This window comes from Bartonella sp. AA9NXGY (assembly GCF_042196845.1).
Taxonomy (GTDB): Bacteria; Pseudomonadota; Alphaproteobacteria; order Rhizobiales; family Rhizobiaceae; genus Bartonella.
Genome location: NZ_JBHIRB010000004.1, coordinates 105,736 through 123,236 on the forward strand (window position 1 = coordinate 105,736; position 17,501 = coordinate 123,236).

Here is a 17,501-nt window from a genome sequence, read left to right on the forward strand (position 1 = left end):
GGGGGGAGAGTGTGGGTAAGGCGTTGGTGCAAAGAGATGCGTGAAGGATGGCGATTTTTAAGGAGATAGGGCTTGATTTGTCAAGCCTGACGAAGTGCTGTCGTTTGAGGAGGGCGTCTGAAGACTGTAAGGGGGGTACTAGGCAAAAAGCTGGGTTGGTTTATAGACTATTGTTTATAGAGTGGTGCGGGGTGGTGAACCTTTCCTTGGCTTACGTTCTGTAAAGATGTAAAAGCGTAAAAACGGTGATCTGTAAAATGATGCGGAGGATTTGTGCTTTGTGTATTGTGCATTTTTTTGTCATGGTATAATGATAAATCCATTGAGCACCCCTATCTTTACGCTTCATAAAAGAGCAAGCCGGCACACTATCATTATATTTGTGCTAGCTCGTGGGTGTTGGCTACAGCCCTTGGCACTTGAGACGGTTCATAAGAGCCATTTTATTCCTTTCTTAATCGTTTTTTATCCATACGGGCTCTCCCCTGCTTTTGACGTGCAAGCGAGTGATTTTGATTGATTCAACATGGGAGGGATTTGAAATGAGAGAATCTTACGATGTTTGGAACTCTTAATCAGTATCAATAATGCTAAATTATTTCTTATAAATCAATATATTGTCATGGTGTCGAGGGGTGAGAAGGATTGGGGAGGTGAAGAGTGTGTGAATGGAGGGAAATGAAGAGTGCTGTTCGTGTGTTGGCTAGAGAGAAGAGTTTTGGAATAGCTGTGAACAGATTGCAGAGCTGATGTGTAAAGAGATGTGAAGAGATAAAAACTGTGGTTGGCTTTTATATTCTATGCGAAATTTAACAATTATATTTGCGTCTATATTTGTATGGGGGATATCCGTGAAATGGGTGTGAGAAGCATTGAGAGATGTTTTTTTAATAAGTGGGTGAATGAGAAATACAATAATAATCCTATTTAGGGGGAATTCTATTTAGGCGGAAGCCCATTTAGAGGGATGCCTATTTAGGAAAAATCCTATTTTAGCTCTTGTTGTTTTAGACATTGTGTTTTGTATGAGGGGCATTTTGCAGGAAAGGTGTTTTGAGGGATGTGGCTCCCTTAAAGAAAAACACAAAAGTATCAAAAGAAAAATATAAAAACTTGACAAGGTAAATGTAAAAAGGTATCATAATGATACAATCGGAATTGTGCGTTTAAATCAGAAGAGATCTCTTGATAAAATTCTGTGAGAGGGGTGGGGATGTCTTTCCAAGATTTTGGTGTTTGTTATCCTATTTTGAAGTTTGATCCTATGATGTCGTAAACCGGTGCCGTAAACCGTTTTTTTGAGATGTGGTGATATCAGGCGGCAAGGCTTTAGGCAGAGGGGAATATTGGCAAAGGATGTCGATTGATGCGCTTTTGCCTAATCAGAAATTAACCACTGTCTAATCTGAAATTAACCACAAAATTGCTTTTTGTTTTTTCGCTTCGAGCTCTCTAAAGTTTTTCAAAAGTGCGTGTTCTTTTTCGCTGTATGTGTCTTGATCGTGGTGTAAGGCATGTTCTTTTGTGGGAATATCTGCTGTTAAAAGGTCCGCATAAAAAAAGTTCATAGGAACTGCTAGTTTTTTAGCAATTTCGAGCAAACACCCCGCGCTTACACGATTTAAACCTTTTTCATATTTTTGGATTTGTTGGAAACTGACACCTAAATGGCTTCCTAATTCCTTTTGAGAAAGTCCCATTGAAATTCTTCTATGACGGATTCTTTTACCTATTGAAATGTCATTAAAATGTGAATTTTTAGTTTGCACTTCAAGCTCCCCTCCGGTTGCGAGCGCCCTCGCATGAGTATTCCGGGAGTAGTAAAGTACTGAGCTCTAGTCAGCATTTTTGCTTTTAGTGCTTATCACACCTGGACATAGCAAAAACTCCCGGAATCCCGGGACACCCACAAAGTGGGTTCATTCTTACGCTAGAGCTTAGGGCTTTACTATCCCTTATTGATCGTTGCGTGGACGATCAAAATATCCTTTGAGTGATAAAGTAATTTCAAGGGATTGGCAAGAACAATTAAAAGATTTGCTATACGGTTATAGTGTAAAATAGGGATGTTTGGGGGCGGTAATCTGATGTTAGTAGGGGAATTTATTGGGTAATAGGTTGGATTATAGTTTAAAACCGGTGCGGGGTGGAAGCTTTATTTAGCAGAGGAAAATTTGCTTTCTGAAGTCGAATTGTAGATCAGAGTTTATCTGGCGTGTTTGATGAAACACCATTCTTTGAAGTGTGGGATAGCCATATGAAATAATCAGCAGGGAAATCTGATAGACGAGAAATCAGCTTGTTGACAGACCCGTGTTTACAGAACGGTGCGGGGTAGTAATTTGAGCGTTTCGTTTGGCTTTTTTCTGTAAAGATGGAAAAGCGTAAAAACGTGTATCTGTAAAATTATGCGGAGGATTTGGGCTTTATGTGGGTTCTTGTCTTTTAGGGTGTGGTCTCATTTTTTATTGTTGATGGCTTGTTAAATTTTGTTGCTGATTTTCATGTCATTTTTTGTGTTTGAAGTATTGGTTTTTCTTTAGTTGGAAGGAACATGATGATGGTAGATGAACATTGTCTTCCCTTACGTCGAAAAGGGCGGAAAAAAACAACTTTGAATAAAACAACAAAGCGATTTAATGAAGCTCTTTTGACAGCCGCTGAGCAGGCTGGATATCACTATGGTGAGGATGGGCTGGTGTCTTATCTTCAATATCATGCGTTGAATAATCCTGTTCCTTTTTTTTCGCTGCTGGCAAAAGTCTTGCCTCTTCAAGTTACGGGAGAAGCAGGGGGAGATGTTAAAACAGTTTCGCGTATTGAGATTGTACCAGTGAAGCCCAAAAATACTGAACCGAAGAAGCTTGATCCTTTGGTCACTGAGGCTTGAAGTTATGAGAAAATATTGGGTTGGGCATATGATGTTTAAGGGATATTGTCTTTGAACGGGAATGCTAGGTGTTTGTCTGAAAGCTTATGATTGAAATTGCGTTGAGGGGTGTGTGCTTTAGGCGTGTGAGCTGTGAAGTTGTTGGGCTTTGGTGGGGGATGCATGAGGACGTGGACTGGAGGAGACTTCGGTGCATATGGTGTTTTTGGGGGTATATGGTGTCTGGGGTGGTCTGTGTGAAGCGGGCAAGATGCTTTTATGGCGATGTGTGAGGGGCGCGATACCTGAAAGATGTTGGGGAGTGCTTGATGATATTTGCTGTTTTGGATTTCTGGTGAAGGTTTGGTCTTTTCTCGTTATTGAAATGGGGGAGATGTTAAAACAGTTTCGCGTATTGAGATTGTATCAGTGAAGCCCAAAAATAGCGAACCGAAGAAGCTTGATCCTTTGGTCACTGAGGCTTGAAGTTATGAGAAAATATTGGGTTGGGCATATGATGTTTAAGGGATATTGTCTTTGAACGGGAATACTAGGTGTTTGTCTGAAAGCTTATGATTGAAATTGCGGTGAGGGGCTGAGTGCTTTAGGCATGTGAGCTGTGAAGTTGTTGGGCTTTGGTTGGGGGGATGCATGAGGACGTGGACTGGAGGAGACTTCGGTGCATATGGTGTTTTTTGGGGGTACATGGCGTCTGGGGTGGTCTGTTTGAAGAGGGGCCGGCAAGATGCTTTTATGGCGATGCGTGAGGGGCGCGATACCTGAAAGATGTTGGGGAGTGCTTGATGATATTTGCTGTTTTGGACCTCTGGTGAAGATTTGGTTTTTTCTCGTTATTGAAGGTGTGGAGATATCAAAAACAGTTTCGCGTATTGAGATTGTACCAGTGAATGCAAAAAATAGTGAACCAGAGAAGCATGATACCTCGATAACTGAGGCTTGTGATATTGAAAAATGTTAGGCTGAGGTGGGTGATGTGGGGTGATGTCTTGCAAGGGGGCTGCTTTGGTGATTGCCTATCTTGAGGGGATTGAAGCGGAGGCTATCGTGCTTGTAGGCGCTCGTGATATTGGGAAGGGGCTTTGGTGAATGATGCCGTAAGGGCCCCCGTGTGCTGGAGGGAATTTGGTGCAGGGTATTTGTGTGGTGGATATGGAACAGTGTTTTGATGGGGGAGGGGCATGAAACTTGAGAGAAGTGTTATGCTTGCGGGATGCATGTGTTTTGGTGGGGGTATCTTGGGGGATAAAGTGTGAGGATTGGTGATGCTTGAGAGGCATGATATTGGAGGATGTTGGGCTTTGGATATGCCTGAGAGCCATGTGCTGAGGCTATGATTTGGTTGGGGGGATACCTTGCTTGTGGTTGGGGGATGACAGGCGCGGTGTTTGAGGGGGTGGGGCTTTTGTGCCTTGGGGGCTTGGGGCGCATAGGTGGGGTCAAGGGGATCTCATGCAAAAAAGTGAAATTTATTGAATATTAGGATGAAGAAAAGATAAAGCGCTGCTTTTGAGAAGGGCGTTTTTCGTTCAATTGCTCTGGGATCATTAAACTTGGGATAAGCAAAAGGGTGCAGCGCAATTATTGCTAAAGTATGAAAATTTATAATGACAACTGTTCAGAAAATTTCTCAAAAAATTGAGCAGAAAACGGCTCAAGTGGCTCTTATTCCAAAGCTTATTCCTGTTTTTACTGGAAAAGCAGATGTGCGAGCCGCTTGGGGAGGACGGGGTTCTGGAAAAACACGTTCTTTTGCTTTGATGTCGGCTGTGGTGGGATATCGCCATGGAATGGCTGGAGAACGCGGGATTATTCTTTGTGCAAGGCAATTTCAAAATTCTCTTAATGAAAGTTCTTTGGAGGAAATTAAACGCGCTATCGAGTCTTATCCTTTTTTACAAGACTATTATGAAATCGGCGATAAATATATTAAGTCAAAAGATGGACGGATTCTCTATGTGTTTGCTGGGCTTGATCGCAATATCGCAAGTATTAAATCAATGGGACGCGTTTTCCTTTGTTGGGTCGATGAAGCCGAGCCCGTGACAGAAACTGCTTGGCAAACACTTATTCCAACTTTGCGCGAAGAAGGAAAAGATTGGAATGCAGAATTATGGGTCACATGGAACCCATGCCATGAAAATGCAGCCGTGGAAAAACGTTTCCGAAATGTCGATAATCCTCATATCAAAGGGGTGGAAATCAATTGGCGTGATAATCCGCAATTTCCTGAAAAACTCAATCGTGATCGAATGGACGATTTGCAGCAAAGACCAGAGCAGTATAACCATATTTGGGAAGGCGAATATCTCCAAGCTGTCCAAGGGGCTTATTATCAGAAATGCCTGCTGGAAGCCGAAATGGAAGGGCGGATTACCACTGTTCCACGGGATCCTTTGATGCAGGTGAGAATCTTTTGGGATATCGGGGGAACAGGAGCAAAGGCCGATGCTACCGCATTGTGGGTGGCGCAATTTGTTGGACGTGAAATCCGAGTGCTCGATTATTATGAAGCCCAAGGACAACCTCTCTCAGAGCATGTGGGCTGGGTTTTTCAAAGGGGATATGAAAAGGCTCTTATGGTTTTGCCTCATGATGGCGCAACAAAAGATCGTGTCTATAATGTGAGTTTTGAAAGTGCCCTTCAACAAGCCGGTTTTCAAACCAAAATAATTCCTAACCAAGGAACAGGCGCTGTGAAAATGCGTATCGAAGCCGTAAGGCGGTTGTTTCCTGCACTATGGTTTAATCGTGAAACGACATGTGCGGGCAGAAAAGCGCTTGCTTGGTATCATGAAAAGCGCGACGAACAGCGCAATATCGGACTAGGGGCTGAACATGATTGGGCTAGCCATGGGGCCGATGCCTTTGGACTGATGTGTGTGGCTTATGAACAACCAAATGCTAAAGCGCGAAAAAAACCTTATCGCTCGTTTCACCATTCTCAAACTTCATGGATGGCTTTTTAATGAATAGTTCTACAGATTCTTCTTTTAATCAAATCGAAACGCTTGAAAATCAAGCTCTCTTTAAAAAACTCGTGGGTTGGTATCAGGATGATATTGATCATGTCGAAAAATGGCGAAAAAATGCCCAGGAAGATTACGATTTTTATAATGGGCGGCAATGGAATGAGCAAGACTTGGCTGTCTTGCACGAACAAAACAGACCGGTGATGACTTTTAACCGTATTGCGCCTTTAATTAATGCCGTGATTGGGGCTGAGCGCAATAATAAAAGGCAAGTGCAATTTATTCCACGACAAGAAGGGGCTGCCTTTGCAAACCAGATTTTGACAGGAGCAGCCGAATGGTTTCGCGATGAAGCCGACGGGGAATACGAAGATTCCGATGCTTTTCAAGATGCAATTATTTGCGGAATGGGCTGGACAGATACACGCCTTGATTATGAACAAGATCCCCAAGGAAAACCAATCATTGCACGTTTAGACCCGATGAAAATGGTGTGGGATGCAAGTGCTGTTAAGTCTAATCTTATTGATGCACAACGCTTATGGTATATTGATGAAAAACCTCTTGCCGTAGCGCAGGAAATGTTTCCAAATGTTCATTGGAGTGATCTTCATGCGGATTGGGTGAAACATCAGAGCTTTTTACAGCCAACCAGCAATGGGATGACACAAAGTTATCAGTCCGAGAGGGGGGATCAAGGAGAAGAGGGGAGCGGCTATCAACGTCCTAAAATGGTGACATTGGCAGAATGTCGCTGGTTTGAACGCGAGGTGGTTTATAAAGTCCTTGAGCCTCAAAGTGGAAGGTTTGTCGATTATTCAGAGCAGGATTTCCAAAATTTAAGCAAAACCTTTCCGCATGTTCAAGCAACAAGGTTGAACAGAAAAATTGTCAAACGGGCATTTTTAGGTAGAAAGCTGCTTGAAGCGCCTGATAAGCCTTTGGTTCCACCCAATCAATTGGGATGGGAGTGTATTACCGGTACTTTTGATAAGTTAAGCCGGCAATTTTATGGAATTGTGCGCCCTACAAAAGATCCGCAACGGTGGGCAAACAAATATTTTAGTCAAGTGATGCATTTGCTCAATAGCCAATCAAAAGGCGGAATTATGGCAGAGCGCGATGCTTTTGATGATGATCGACAAGCCCTCGAGAGTTGGGCTAGAGCCGATAGTATTACTTGGTTGAAAAGTGGGGCGGTGTCTGGGGGAAGAATCCAGCCTAAACCCATGGCACAATTTCCGCAAGGGTTTTTCCAATTGTTTAATGAAGCAAAGAGCGCTCTCGAACAGGTGACGGGGTTGTCTTCTGAATTTATTGGAACGCGAGCTGTCAATCAGCCCGGCATTCTTGAGCAACAACGGCGACAATCGTCACTTAATCTTTTGGCTTCCTTTTTTGATGGGTTGCGTCGATATCGGCAACGACAGGGAAAAATTATTCTCTATCTTATTCAAAATTATCTGTCCGATGGGCGGTTGGTGCGTATTGCTGGTGATGAAAATGCCCAGTATGTGCCGCTGACACGCGAAATGGTGACAAGTTTGGAATATGATATTGTCGTGGATGATGCACCAACAAGTCTTAATGAAAAAGAGCGTACTTTTGCACTGATCATGCAATTGCTGCCTTTGATGCAAAATTTTACAACGCCTGAGATTATGCTCGATCTCTTACGCTATTCGCCTTTACCAGCTTCACTTATTCATAAAATTGCGATAAAGGCGCAAAACTCTTTTCAAGAAGAGCAAAATGCCTCAGCGCAGATGGGGGATAATGTGGGGACAGAGCAGATAATGCAGATGTTGCAGACACTAAAGGCTCAACAATAGGGTGCTTTGTCATGCGTGACTTCTGATAAACGCCATATATCATAAATTGCTTATCGATACAATTTCCATAGCGTAATGTCGTCTTCCTTTATCTTCGAAGAGCTGTTTTATGAGACTATCCCTGTTGGGGGAAAACAGGAGAACGAGGGAGTCTTGCCGTTATGTGGGGTGAAAACATGGTGGGGATGGTGAGCGCAGAATGGGCTTATCGATTTTTGTAGTGCATGGGCTCCCTTTTCTTAAAAGACCTGTTTTATAGGGCAGTGTTGTTGGGGGAACGCAAGGTAGAGAGGGAGTCTTGCCCGTCATGTGGGGTGAACATGGTGGGGAATGGTGGGCGCAGAATGGGCTTATCGATTTCCATAGTGCATGGGCTTCCTTTTCCCAAAAGAACTGTTTTATAGGGCTGGATTGTTGGGAAAAGTAGGGTGGAGAGGGAGTCTTGCCGTTATGTGGGGTGGAGAGCATTGGGGAGAATGCTGGTGCTAAATGATGAGAGAGCATTGAGGGGATAAGTGCTTATGGGGCTGTTTTATCTGAAAAATTTGATTTTATTGTTTAAAAAAAGAGAAGGCTAATGTCATGGATCAAGAACACTTAACGCCGGCAGAACAAAACCAATTGAAACAAGATTTTCTGGTCTCAACACAAGAGGGAGAAAATGGTGAAATTGCAAGAGAAGAAAAAACTCTTGAAGATAATTTTCAAGGGCAAGTGCATCAACAACAGTACTCTTCGCAAAAGGCTGGAAAAGAGGTTCAAGGGGGAGAAGATGTTCCACCAGATCCGCAAAAAGACTTTATGGGCTATATGCAATGGTTGGGAAAAACACTCCAAAAACAAGGGCTTGTACATGAAAAACAACAGCCTTCTCTTGCTCGCGAAGCAGAACAGTTGCATGCATTTTTTCAGCAGTCTGTTGCCAGTGTTAAACAAAAGCATCATGATTTTGATCAAGCAGCTGATTTTATTTATGAAACGCGGGCTAAACAGTTGGCAGCTTGTGCTTCGCTCTATCCTGAGATGGCAGATCCCCAAAATATTGATGCGATAATTGGTGATGAGTTGAAGCAGATCTTGCGCGATTGTGCGCAAAAAAATCAAAATCCGGCTGAAGTGATTTACTCTATTGCACAAAAAATTGGCTACACAAATGTTCCCAATAACATGGGTGAAAATTTACAGGAAAGACACAATTCTGCACGTACTCTTGCTGCTTATAACGGCTTGACGCCAAATGGGCCGATTTCTTTGGATATGCTTGATAAAATGTCAGAAGCAGAGTTTAGCGCTTGGGTTACTGATCCTAAAAATAAAGCCGCTTTTAATCGTTTAATGGGGGGAAGAGAATTTTAAAAACAAGAATGTGGCAGGTGTTTTTTGCGGGAATGTTAAGAGGCTTTTGGCGCAGAAGAATGCGGGGGGATTTCTCAAACACGGATGTGGTGAAGAGAGCTCTTATAAGGAGGAGGCAGACGCTAACAGAAATTAGATAAAACTCACAAACAACCTATTCACCATTTGAAATGAAATGTGGTGTTTTAACAACCGGCGCTTTGCCGGGTTTTTTATGTCAATAAAACTTTTAGAGGACAAAATGACTGTAACTTATATCGGACTTAATGACCCAATGGCAGTGCGCACATGGTCTAAATTACTAAACCAAGAAGTCTCAAAAGCACTTCCAATTGCGCCGTTGATTGGAAATGATTCAAACAGTATCGTACAATTAAAAGATGAAACTACGAAAGCAAGTGGGGATGCTATTAGCTTTAATTTGCGTGTGCAGTTGCTAGGCGATGGGGTAAGCGAAGGGCAGACATTGGAAGGCAATGAAGAAGCTTTACAGTTTCTCAATGATCGCTTGGCAATTAATGAACTCGTTCATGCTGTGCGTGTCAAAAATGAGGGAACGATTGATCAACAACGAATTCTCCATGATTTGCGCACCGAGGCAAAAAATGGTTTGGTTGATTGGTATGCAGATCGTCTGAGTATGATGTTCTTCATTCAAGTTTGCGGGTATACCGCAAAAACAATTAACTTTGAAGGACGCACGATTACCCTTAAACCAGTTCATTATGGGTTTAATGCGCCAACGGCACCAACCAATAAACGTGTGGTACGTCCTAATGATAAAGCAAAAGATGAGGACTTAAAAGAAGACGATGTTTTTGATCTCAGCTTGATTGATAAAGCAGTTGAACGGGCTAAATTGGCAAATCCTAAAATTAGACCTGTGCGGATCGATGGGGAAAATGTTTATGTGCTTTATCTTCATCCAACCCAAGTGACACAATTGCGAACCAATACTGATGCGGGGCAATGGCTCGACATTACTAAGGCAATCTATAGTGGAAGTCGTATCAAAAATCCGCTCTATGATGGGTCTTTGGGCATGTATAATGGTGTGGTTTTGCGCGAAGCTGAACATATTACCGAAGGGGTCGAAGCTGGAACCGCTAACAAAGCTGTACCAAATGTGCGGCGGGCTGTTCTGCTTGGTGCGCAGAGTGCTGTGATTGCTTTTGGTAAAGATCGAGGGGCGACACGCTATAAATTGGTGGAGGAACTCTTCGACTATGAAAGAGAATTCGGGGTTGCGGCAAAAACCATTATTGGGATGAAAAAAACTTGCTTTACCTTGCCAGGAAGTACGCAAGGGGCTCAGGATTTTGGCACTATTGTCATTCCAACTTATGGAGCACCCGCTTAAAGCGAACGCTTGCTCTCTTCCCCCAACAAGAGGGATCTGTTGGGGGAAAAATTTAAAATGCTTCCAGAAACAAGGACAGGCTTATGACCACTTTATCCACTGATCCCCAAAATCTAAACCTTACACATTCAGACCATTCTAAAACTTTTGCTTATATGGTCGCGCTTATTCAAGATGAAATTGACGATACAACAGCGGAATATTCCCTGCAAATTCAAGATTCAATTTTTACGGCTTTGCGTTTGTGTGAACGCGAACCCTTTTTCTTTAATGAAAAAAGAGAAAGGACGTTTAAAACACAAAGTGGTAAAACATGGTATGGGCAAGAAGAAGGGGTTTTTATTGAAGCAGAAAAGAGTTTGGAGGGCGTCTTTTTAGTAACAAAGAGTGCAACACCAACAAAGTTGTTCTTTAAGCCCTTGGAAGTGTTGCATCAACAATATGGTATGCATCCTGCGCTAGGAACGCCATTCTTTTATACCTACCTTGATCAAAAAATAGGACTCTTTCCAACACCAGAACATCTGGAAGCTGTACAGCTTTCTTATGCTCCTGTTCATTTTGCCGATGAACAGCTGAAAGAGGATGATAACCCTTGGTTGATTTATGCTTTTGATCTTATTAAAGCACGGGCAAAATATGAATTGTATAAAAATATCCTTAAAGATCCTGAATATGCCGCCGTTTCTTTCAGAGATTTTCAAGAACAGCTTCAAGCTTTGCGTATTGAAACATCGCGCCGAAAAGGTTCTTCAAAAATTCGTCCAATGCGTTTTTAAAAGGCTTTTTTCGAAATCGTTTATGGCGGGCGTTGAAGGTTGGTTTGGCACTGGTGGCTGGTTTGTCACTTATGGCTGGATTTGCGCGTTGGTGTTGATGGTGAAGGGCTGGTGGATGGCGTTGGGGTGGCTATTATTGATGGTATCGTTTTTTTTGGTGCGTTAAACAACCTAAGGTTGTTTATTTTGTTGAATTTTATGCCTTTAGAGTTTTAAGAGCTTTTGTGGTTTTTTATCCATAAACCTTGGTGTTTTGAATGGCACTGAGCTTTTCAAAGATTTTATGGGGGGGGCTCTTGATGGCTCTTTCCCCCGTCATTGTGGGGGTTGATGTGATTGCGGGCAGTTGATTTTGGTTTGGCGCTGGTGGATGGCGTTGGGGTGGCCATTATTTATGGTATCGTTTTTTTTGGTGCTTTAAACAATCTAAGGTTGTTTATTTTGTTGAATTTTATGCCTTTAGAGTTTTAAGGGCTTTTGTGGTTTTTTATCAATAAGCCTTGGTGTTTTGAATGGCACTGGGCTCTTCAAAGATTTTATGGGGGTCTTGATGGCTTTTTTCCCAATCGCTGATTATCGACCCGATGTGGCGGATATCAATGGAATTTTTACCGATGAACTTGTTAATGTGCTCCCGGCTGATGGCTCCTATATCCCTATGCCAAGTTTTGAACCTTTATCAGAGCCTTGTCCGGAGCCAATTTTAGGCACTCTTGCGGTTAAAACAAAAAATGGGGTTTCTATTATTGTCGGGACAAGAGAAAAAATCTACTTACTTGATAATACAACAATGAACTGGAAAGATATTAGCCAAAAAGGAAAACCTTATCTGGCTAATGTTGATGCTCCGTGGTCTTTTGCTTTGTTTGGTGATTTTATCATTGCTGTGAATGCCAATGATAAACCACAAGTGATCGATATTAACCATGATAAAACATTTAGAAATTTAGGAGGAAATCCACCACAGGCAGGGATTGTTCGAATCTGGGGAGATTTCGTTTGTTTGATGAAATTAACCGAGTATCCAAGAAGGGTTCATTGGTCTGGATTAAATGATGCTGAATTTTGGACCGTGGGGAAAAAAAGTTGTGATTATCAAGATTTTCCTGATGGCGGATTCGTCCAAGGGGCAACGGAGACAACAAATCCAATTATCTTTATGCGTTCTGCAATCTATGCCGGTTCTTTTATCCCTGGCTCTAAGATTATTTTTAGTTTCCAAAAAATCCACGATAAACGAGGCGCAAAAAATGCTGAATCAATTGTTTGTAGAGGCGATTTAGCATTCTTTGCTGATGAAGGCGGTTTTTATCAAATAACAAATGAGGGACAGATTATACCCATTGGGTTCGAAAAAGTCGATCGAACGATGACCGCAAAATCAAGGAAGGATAATCTGTACACTCTGTCTGCTGCTATCGATGGGGTGTATAATCGTGTTTATTGGATGGTTGATTCTGATGAGAACCTTCATAAACGTATCTTGCTCATTTATGATTGGGGATTGCAAAAATGGACAAAAGCTCTCGTCGATATCAAAATGATATTGCCTATTTTCTTAGCCGGAACAACCCTAGAAGGTCTTGATTTTGTGACTAAGAATATTGACGATTTGTCCTTTTCTCTCGATAGTAAAGCTTGGAAAAATGAATCGCCTATTCTGGGGGCATTTGATCAACAGGGGAGACTGGGTTCGTTTTCTGGGGGTCCTATGGCTTGTGTCGTGACATCACAAGAAATGGGGCAGACAAATGGCATGATAACACGGGTGAAAAATATTATGCCTCAAGTCAATAGTGGAAAGTTTTATTTGTCTGTGGGAATGCGCTTTCGACAATCTCTTGAAGAGGAAACTGTTTGGTTGCCAGAAAAACAGCCCTCTTATAATACTGGACAAATTCACTGTCGTGCAAGGGCACGGTTTTATCGCTTTAAATTGCGTATTCCTGAAGGGGTGAATTGGACTCATGTCACTGGATTTGATGTGGAATTGACGCGGGCCGGCATGCGATAGGCATGCCCTTTTGTAATACCATGCGATAGGCTCAAGCCTCTATTATTAAAGAACAAATGCCCCATAGGCTTCCCAAACCTTTATAAACAAAGGCACAATGCGATAAGCTGTGTCTTTATAATATGAAGAACAAGGTGGTGCGTTATGTTTCATGCTTTTCTGCGATAAAGGAAAATAGGCTGCACCATGGTTTATTTTTATAAAGAAGAAAGTTCCCTCTTTGTTGTGACAAAAGGATGATGGGGCTTTTTTTCTTTTATTGTGCGGGGGCATGGAATGCGTGAAATGCGTAGGGGGATGTTATTTGAGGGGAGATGAGTGACAAAGCTAAAAGAGCTAAAATTATGATGCTTGAGAGTCAAGGTTTATATTCTGCTCATCTGACAGAGCAGTGGCCATGGGGAAAAATAGCTCCCTATCAAGAGGCACTCAATGCTGCATTGAAAAAATATGCGCAGCGCTTTCCGGATGATGTTTGTCTGGAAAAAATTGCTGAAGAAATCGCTACAGGACAAGCACAATTGTGGCTGGTCTTAAAAAATAAAATCCAATTTAGTGCTTTTGCAATTACCAAAGTTGAAATAACCCATACGGGAAAAAAATGCGTCGTTCTCTCAGATCTTGCGGGAGAGGGAGGGCTGAAATTGGTCAAGTTGATTGATGAAGTCGAAAAATGGGCGCGAACAATCAATGCGGACGAAATGCACATGTTTGGAAGAACTGGATGGGCGAAAAAGCTCGCTCATCACGGATATTCTCGTAATCTTATTCAATATAGAAAGGTTCTGGGTTCATGAGTAGAAAAAAAACACCTCAAGTGCAGACAACAACACAAACAAATGCACCACCCGCTTGGGCTGCTGATATTCTTAAACAAGCCAGTGCTAACGCGCTTGGACTTTATAATAAAGGAATTGGCGGAAACGTTTATCAGGGAGAGAGAGTTGCCGGTCTTAGCGATATGACAAAAAATGCGCTAACTGGTTTACAACAAGCAGCTGGGCTCTATAATAATCCAACGGTAACGCAATGGTTGAATGCACCAACCAACAGCGCTACAAATCTTTCCGGTATGGCTAAGGGAAGCTGGATTGGAAGCAATAGTAAATTTAATACTGCATTGCAAAATGCTCTGAATAAAACTTCTGATGCGATTAATCAATCTATGTCTGGGGCAGGACGTTATGGTTCTGGCGCTCATACTGGTGTGCTGGCCGATGAGTTAGGCGCCTTGGCAACAAATGCTGCGGTACAGCAGTATAATCAAGATATTAATAATATGATGAACGCGAACCAGATGATTGATCGCTCTCAGCAGGATCAGGTTAATGCAGCAAATAGCTATTATCAAGGACAGAGTAATGCGCAAAGCAATGCTTTGAAAGGAGGAATGATTCAAGATATGAATCGTCAAAATGTCTTAGATGCGGAGCGCCAAAAATGGTCAGAAAAAGATAATCAAGATTGGAATCGCTTAGAACGCTTGTTACAGGTAGGAACACAGGCTGCTGGAAATTACGGAACAACTTCAGGAAAATCTACAACAATACCTTCTGTTACAAAAGATCCGTTGCGTGATGCGCAGCAAGTGCTTGGATTGGTCGGAGGAATTTTAGGGCTTTGTGACGTGAGAGCAAAAGAAAATATTATCCCTGTGGGGCAGAAAAAGGGATATCCACTTTATACCTTTAATTATAAAGGAAATCCACAACGTTATCAGGGCGTTATGGCGCAAGATGTGTTGCGTGTGAAGCCTGAAGCTGTTTATGTCAATGCAAAAACAAAGTTATTGCATGTTGATTATGACAAAATAGGTTTGAAAATGGAAAAAGTGAAAATGGAAAAAATACCGGCATCTAAAAATAAAGTTGCGGCTTTCTTTTCTTCATTTTTTGCTCGTTTTCCCTTTTTGAAAAAAGAGTATCTTCTATGAGTTCAATTTATGATTGGTCAATTGTTGCATCAGAAAATGCTTATGCCGATGAAAGTATAAACTGGGCAGAAGGGCAACCGCCAAGCACAGTCAATGATAGTGCTCGCGCTATGATGCAACGCATCAAAGAATATTTGTTGGATAATGGGGGCGGGATTGAAACACAGTTTACTGTCGATGTGGAAAACGAGAGAACGTCACTTCGTTTGGCAACAAAGTCTTTTTTTGAGACTTATATGGATGGCATTGTTGTGCGCTTTAAAGCACAAGGCGTCAATAGAGGAAAGACAAATATTTCTTTAAATCAATTGCTACCACGACCAACTTATATGGCAACGCCAGAGGGTATTATGCCTTTAAAGGGCGGAGAAATTCAAAAGGGGGGGCTTTATGAAGTCGTCTATACGCGTGATATTGCCGGAAAAAATGCTGATGGCTGGTTTTTAACCAATCCTACTATAAAACTTCCTGAAATTCCGCCCTTTCCTCCTTTGCCTGAAACTTTTTCTTCTGGATTTATCGGGACTTTTGCTACAGAAAAAATACCCTCTGGATGGTTACTGTGTGATGGTAAAGAATATTCGCGAAGGAACTATGCCAATCTCTTTGCTGTTCTGGGAGAAACATGGGGAAAAGGAAACGGGAGAACAACATTCAATGTTCCCGATTTGCGTGGAATGTTTTTACGGGGGCTCGATAGTGGAAAAGAAATTGATAAAGGACGTCGCTTGGGAAGCCGACAAGAAGAGTCTTTTCAATCCCATACCCATGAGGGAAAAACAGATTCAACAGGTAACCACCAGCATAGTTATCCAATGATTGAAGAGGTAGTTTGGGATATGAATCACGGTGAATATTATAGAAATCTGGCTCAAATTTACAATAAAAATTTGTTGACAGGTCCTGCGGGAGAGCATGAACATAAGGTCTTGTTGCAAAAAACAGGGGGAGATGAAACACGTCCTGTCAATGTGGCGGTGGTTTATGCTGTCAAAGCCTGAGAATGAAAGCTGTGTGAGAGAAAGATAAAAATGCTTGCAAAATGTTTGTTATGAAAAAAAGTCTTATTGAATATAAAGTCTTATAGAATATATTGTGCAGAAAGTTTTGAGGCGCTTTAGAAAAAAAACTCAACTCTCTTTATTCTTTTATTTTTTGTGCTGCCTTTGTTGGATGCCTAAAGGTGAGTTTACCTATTGTTCTTTAGAGGATCAAGACAGTGATTATTAAAGGTAGGGAAAGAACAAAAAAAATTTCTTTATTCATGGCGTTTTTTGCTGAGGAATAAAGATTTTATCCCAAATGCCTCTCTCTTGTGGTATCGTGATCCATTGTTTCAAGTGCTGGGTTTAAACCGCTGCTGTGCGATGACAAAAAGCCCCTAGATAATTTTATCCTATTATAGCGTAAATACCGTCATTAAAACACTATTATTGAAGCTGGTGATATCAGTAAGATAGCTTAAAGTATTTAATACATTAGCAACTGTTCTGGGGAGGATTTGCTTGGTTAAGTATTATGCAAGTGAATCATATAAATAATGAGCAGATATGGAGCTCCTTCAGAGGAGTTGGATTGTTTACAAACCGATGTGGGGCTAAAACCTTTGTCCTTTGAGGGTGGTGGAAAGAGGTCAACGGATATGTTTATTTAAAGCGAGAAAAAGCAAAATGGAGCACTCCCTTTTTTGGCAAAGCGTGTAGGAAAAAAGCCACTCTTTGTTTTCAAAATGGGTGCACTGTTGGCAAGAGCAGCAGGTTGGCGATGCGTTGTAGTACATGGTGAGGCATTGAACTCTCTGAGATGGCATTTTGTGCTTATCAGGCAACTTCTTGAAACGGGATGAGAGTGATACGAGAAAAATCTATAAGACAATAGTTTGTTCCGTTGTGTTGTAAAATACCATTGTTTGAGATGTGGTTAAAATTTTATGCATGGGGTGTTTTTCATCTGTGCGTATTCCTAACGCAGCATTTTTTTGTAGAATAACTCTGGACAGGGGATACATTACAAGGATGCATTTGAAGGGGGAAGCCAAGTCAAATCTGTTAGATAAGAAGCCAGATTGTTTACAAACCATTGTTTATTGATTGCCATTATTTAAAGACCGGTGTGGGCTTTGTCCTTTTGGGGAAAGCTGACACAGCATGCAAGGTGACATGCTTTTCTCTTTGGTTTTAGGTGGTAAAATCATCATTTTAGGTGGAAAACAGAGTATAATCTAAAAAAATACCTTGTAAAAATTTTCGATGAGGAATTTTTTTTCAAAAGCTTTTCATATGGTTGTCTGAGGTTGTCTGAGGTTGTCTGAGGTTGTCTGAGGTTGTCTGAGGTTGTCTGAGGTTGTCTGAGGTTGTCTGAGGTTGTC

Annotated in this window: 15 protein-coding genes; 14 read left to right on the top strand and 1 reads right to left on the bottom strand. The window is 41.8% G+C overall.

The window, feature by feature from the left end:
- Window positions 1-1,400: 1,400 nt before the first annotated feature.
- On the bottom strand, window positions 1,401-1,769 hold the full coding sequence (locus ACFIM6_RS03550) for a helix-turn-helix domain-containing protein (protein ID WP_375611676.1): 369 nt from the start codon (window positions 1,767-1,769) through the stop codon (window positions 1,401-1,403).
- Between the two features lie 791 nt (window positions 1,770-2,560).
- On the opposite strand from ACFIM6_RS03550, the gene ACFIM6_RS03555 reads away from it, so the two are divergent.
- The 14 genes from ACFIM6_RS03555 to ACFIM6_RS03620 all read left to right on the top strand — a co-directional run bounded on the left by ACFIM6_RS03555 (window position 2,561) and on the right by ACFIM6_RS03620 (window position 16,134).
- Window positions 2,561-2,890, top strand: a complete 330-nt coding sequence (locus tag ACFIM6_RS03555; RefSeq protein ID WP_375611698.1) for a hypothetical protein — start codon at window positions 2,561-2,563, stop codon at window positions 2,888-2,890.
- A 630-nt stretch (window positions 2,891-3,520) separates the two neighbouring features.
- Entirely contained in the window at window positions 3,521-3,652 is a 132-nt protein-coding gene (locus ACFIM6_RS03560) for a hypothetical protein (protein ID WP_375611677.1), read from the top strand.
- Window positions 3,633-3,848 carry a hypothetical protein gene (locus tag ACFIM6_RS03565; RefSeq protein ID WP_375611678.1) on the top strand — a complete coding sequence of 72 codons (216 nt, stop codon included), beginning with the start codon at window positions 3,633-3,635 and terminating at the stop codon, window positions 3,846-3,848. Before ACFIM6_RS03560 ends, ACFIM6_RS03565 begins: the two co-directional genes overlap by 20 nt.
- A 646-nt stretch (window positions 3,849-4,494) precedes the next feature.
- Window positions 4,495-5,856: a PBSX family phage terminase large subunit gene (locus ACFIM6_RS03570; protein WP_375611679.1), complete on the top strand. Its 1,362-nt coding sequence runs from the start codon at window positions 4,495-4,497 to the stop codon at window positions 5,854-5,856.
- Window positions 5,841-7,691 carry a portal protein gene (locus ACFIM6_RS03575; protein ID WP_375611680.1) on the top strand — a complete coding sequence of 617 codons (1,851 nt, stop codon included), beginning with the start codon at window positions 5,841-5,843 and terminating at the stop codon, window positions 7,689-7,691. The genes ACFIM6_RS03570 and ACFIM6_RS03575 overlap by 16 nt, the downstream gene beginning before the upstream one ends.
- Before the next feature lie 582 nt (window positions 7,692-8,273).
- Window positions 8,274-9,047, top strand: a complete 774-nt coding sequence (locus tag ACFIM6_RS03580) for a hypothetical protein (RefSeq protein WP_375611681.1) — start codon at window positions 8,274-8,276, stop codon at window positions 9,045-9,047.
- A 241-nt stretch (window positions 9,048-9,288) separates the two neighbouring features.
- Window positions 9,289-10,407 carry a N4-gp56 family major capsid protein gene (locus tag ACFIM6_RS03585; protein ID WP_273791303.1) on the top strand — a complete coding sequence of 373 codons (1,119 nt, stop codon included), beginning with the start codon at window positions 9,289-9,291 and terminating at the stop codon, window positions 10,405-10,407.
- An 83-nt stretch (window positions 10,408-10,490) separates the two neighbouring features.
- On the top strand, window positions 10,491-11,186 hold the full coding sequence (locus tag ACFIM6_RS03590; protein ID WP_375611682.1) for a hypothetical protein: 696 nt from the start codon (window positions 10,491-10,493) through the stop codon (window positions 11,184-11,186).
- 39 nt (window positions 11,187-11,225) lie between these two features.
- Complete coding sequence (locus tag ACFIM6_RS03595) at window positions 11,226-11,402, top strand: hypothetical protein (protein WP_375611683.1); 177 nt, start codon at window positions 11,226-11,228, stop codon at window positions 11,400-11,402.
- 120 nt (window positions 11,403-11,522) lie between these two features.
- On the top strand, window positions 11,523-11,657 hold the full coding sequence (locus ACFIM6_RS03600; protein WP_273791306.1) for a hypothetical protein: 135 nt from the start codon (window positions 11,523-11,525) through the stop codon (window positions 11,655-11,657).
- A 79-nt stretch (window positions 11,658-11,736) separates the two neighbouring features.
- On the top strand, window positions 11,737-13,200 hold the full coding sequence (locus tag ACFIM6_RS03605; RefSeq protein WP_375611684.1) for a hypothetical protein: 1,464 nt from the start codon (window positions 11,737-11,739) through the stop codon (window positions 13,198-13,200).
- Between the two features lie 314 nt (window positions 13,201-13,514).
- Window positions 13,515-13,997, top strand: a complete 483-nt coding sequence (locus ACFIM6_RS03610) for a hypothetical protein (RefSeq protein ID WP_375611685.1) — start codon at window positions 13,515-13,517, stop codon at window positions 13,995-13,997.
- Window positions 13,994-15,133, top strand: a complete 1,140-nt coding sequence (locus ACFIM6_RS03615) for a tail fiber domain-containing protein (protein WP_375609349.1) — start codon at window positions 13,994-13,996, stop codon at window positions 15,131-15,133. The genes ACFIM6_RS03610 and ACFIM6_RS03615 overlap by 4 nt, the downstream gene beginning before the upstream one ends.
- On the top strand, window positions 15,130-16,134 hold the full coding sequence (locus ACFIM6_RS03620; protein WP_375611686.1) for a phage tail protein: 1,005 nt from the start codon (window positions 15,130-15,132) through the stop codon (window positions 16,132-16,134). The genes ACFIM6_RS03615 and ACFIM6_RS03620 overlap by 4 nt, the downstream gene beginning before the upstream one ends.
- Window positions 16,135-17,501: the final 1,367 nt, after the last annotated feature.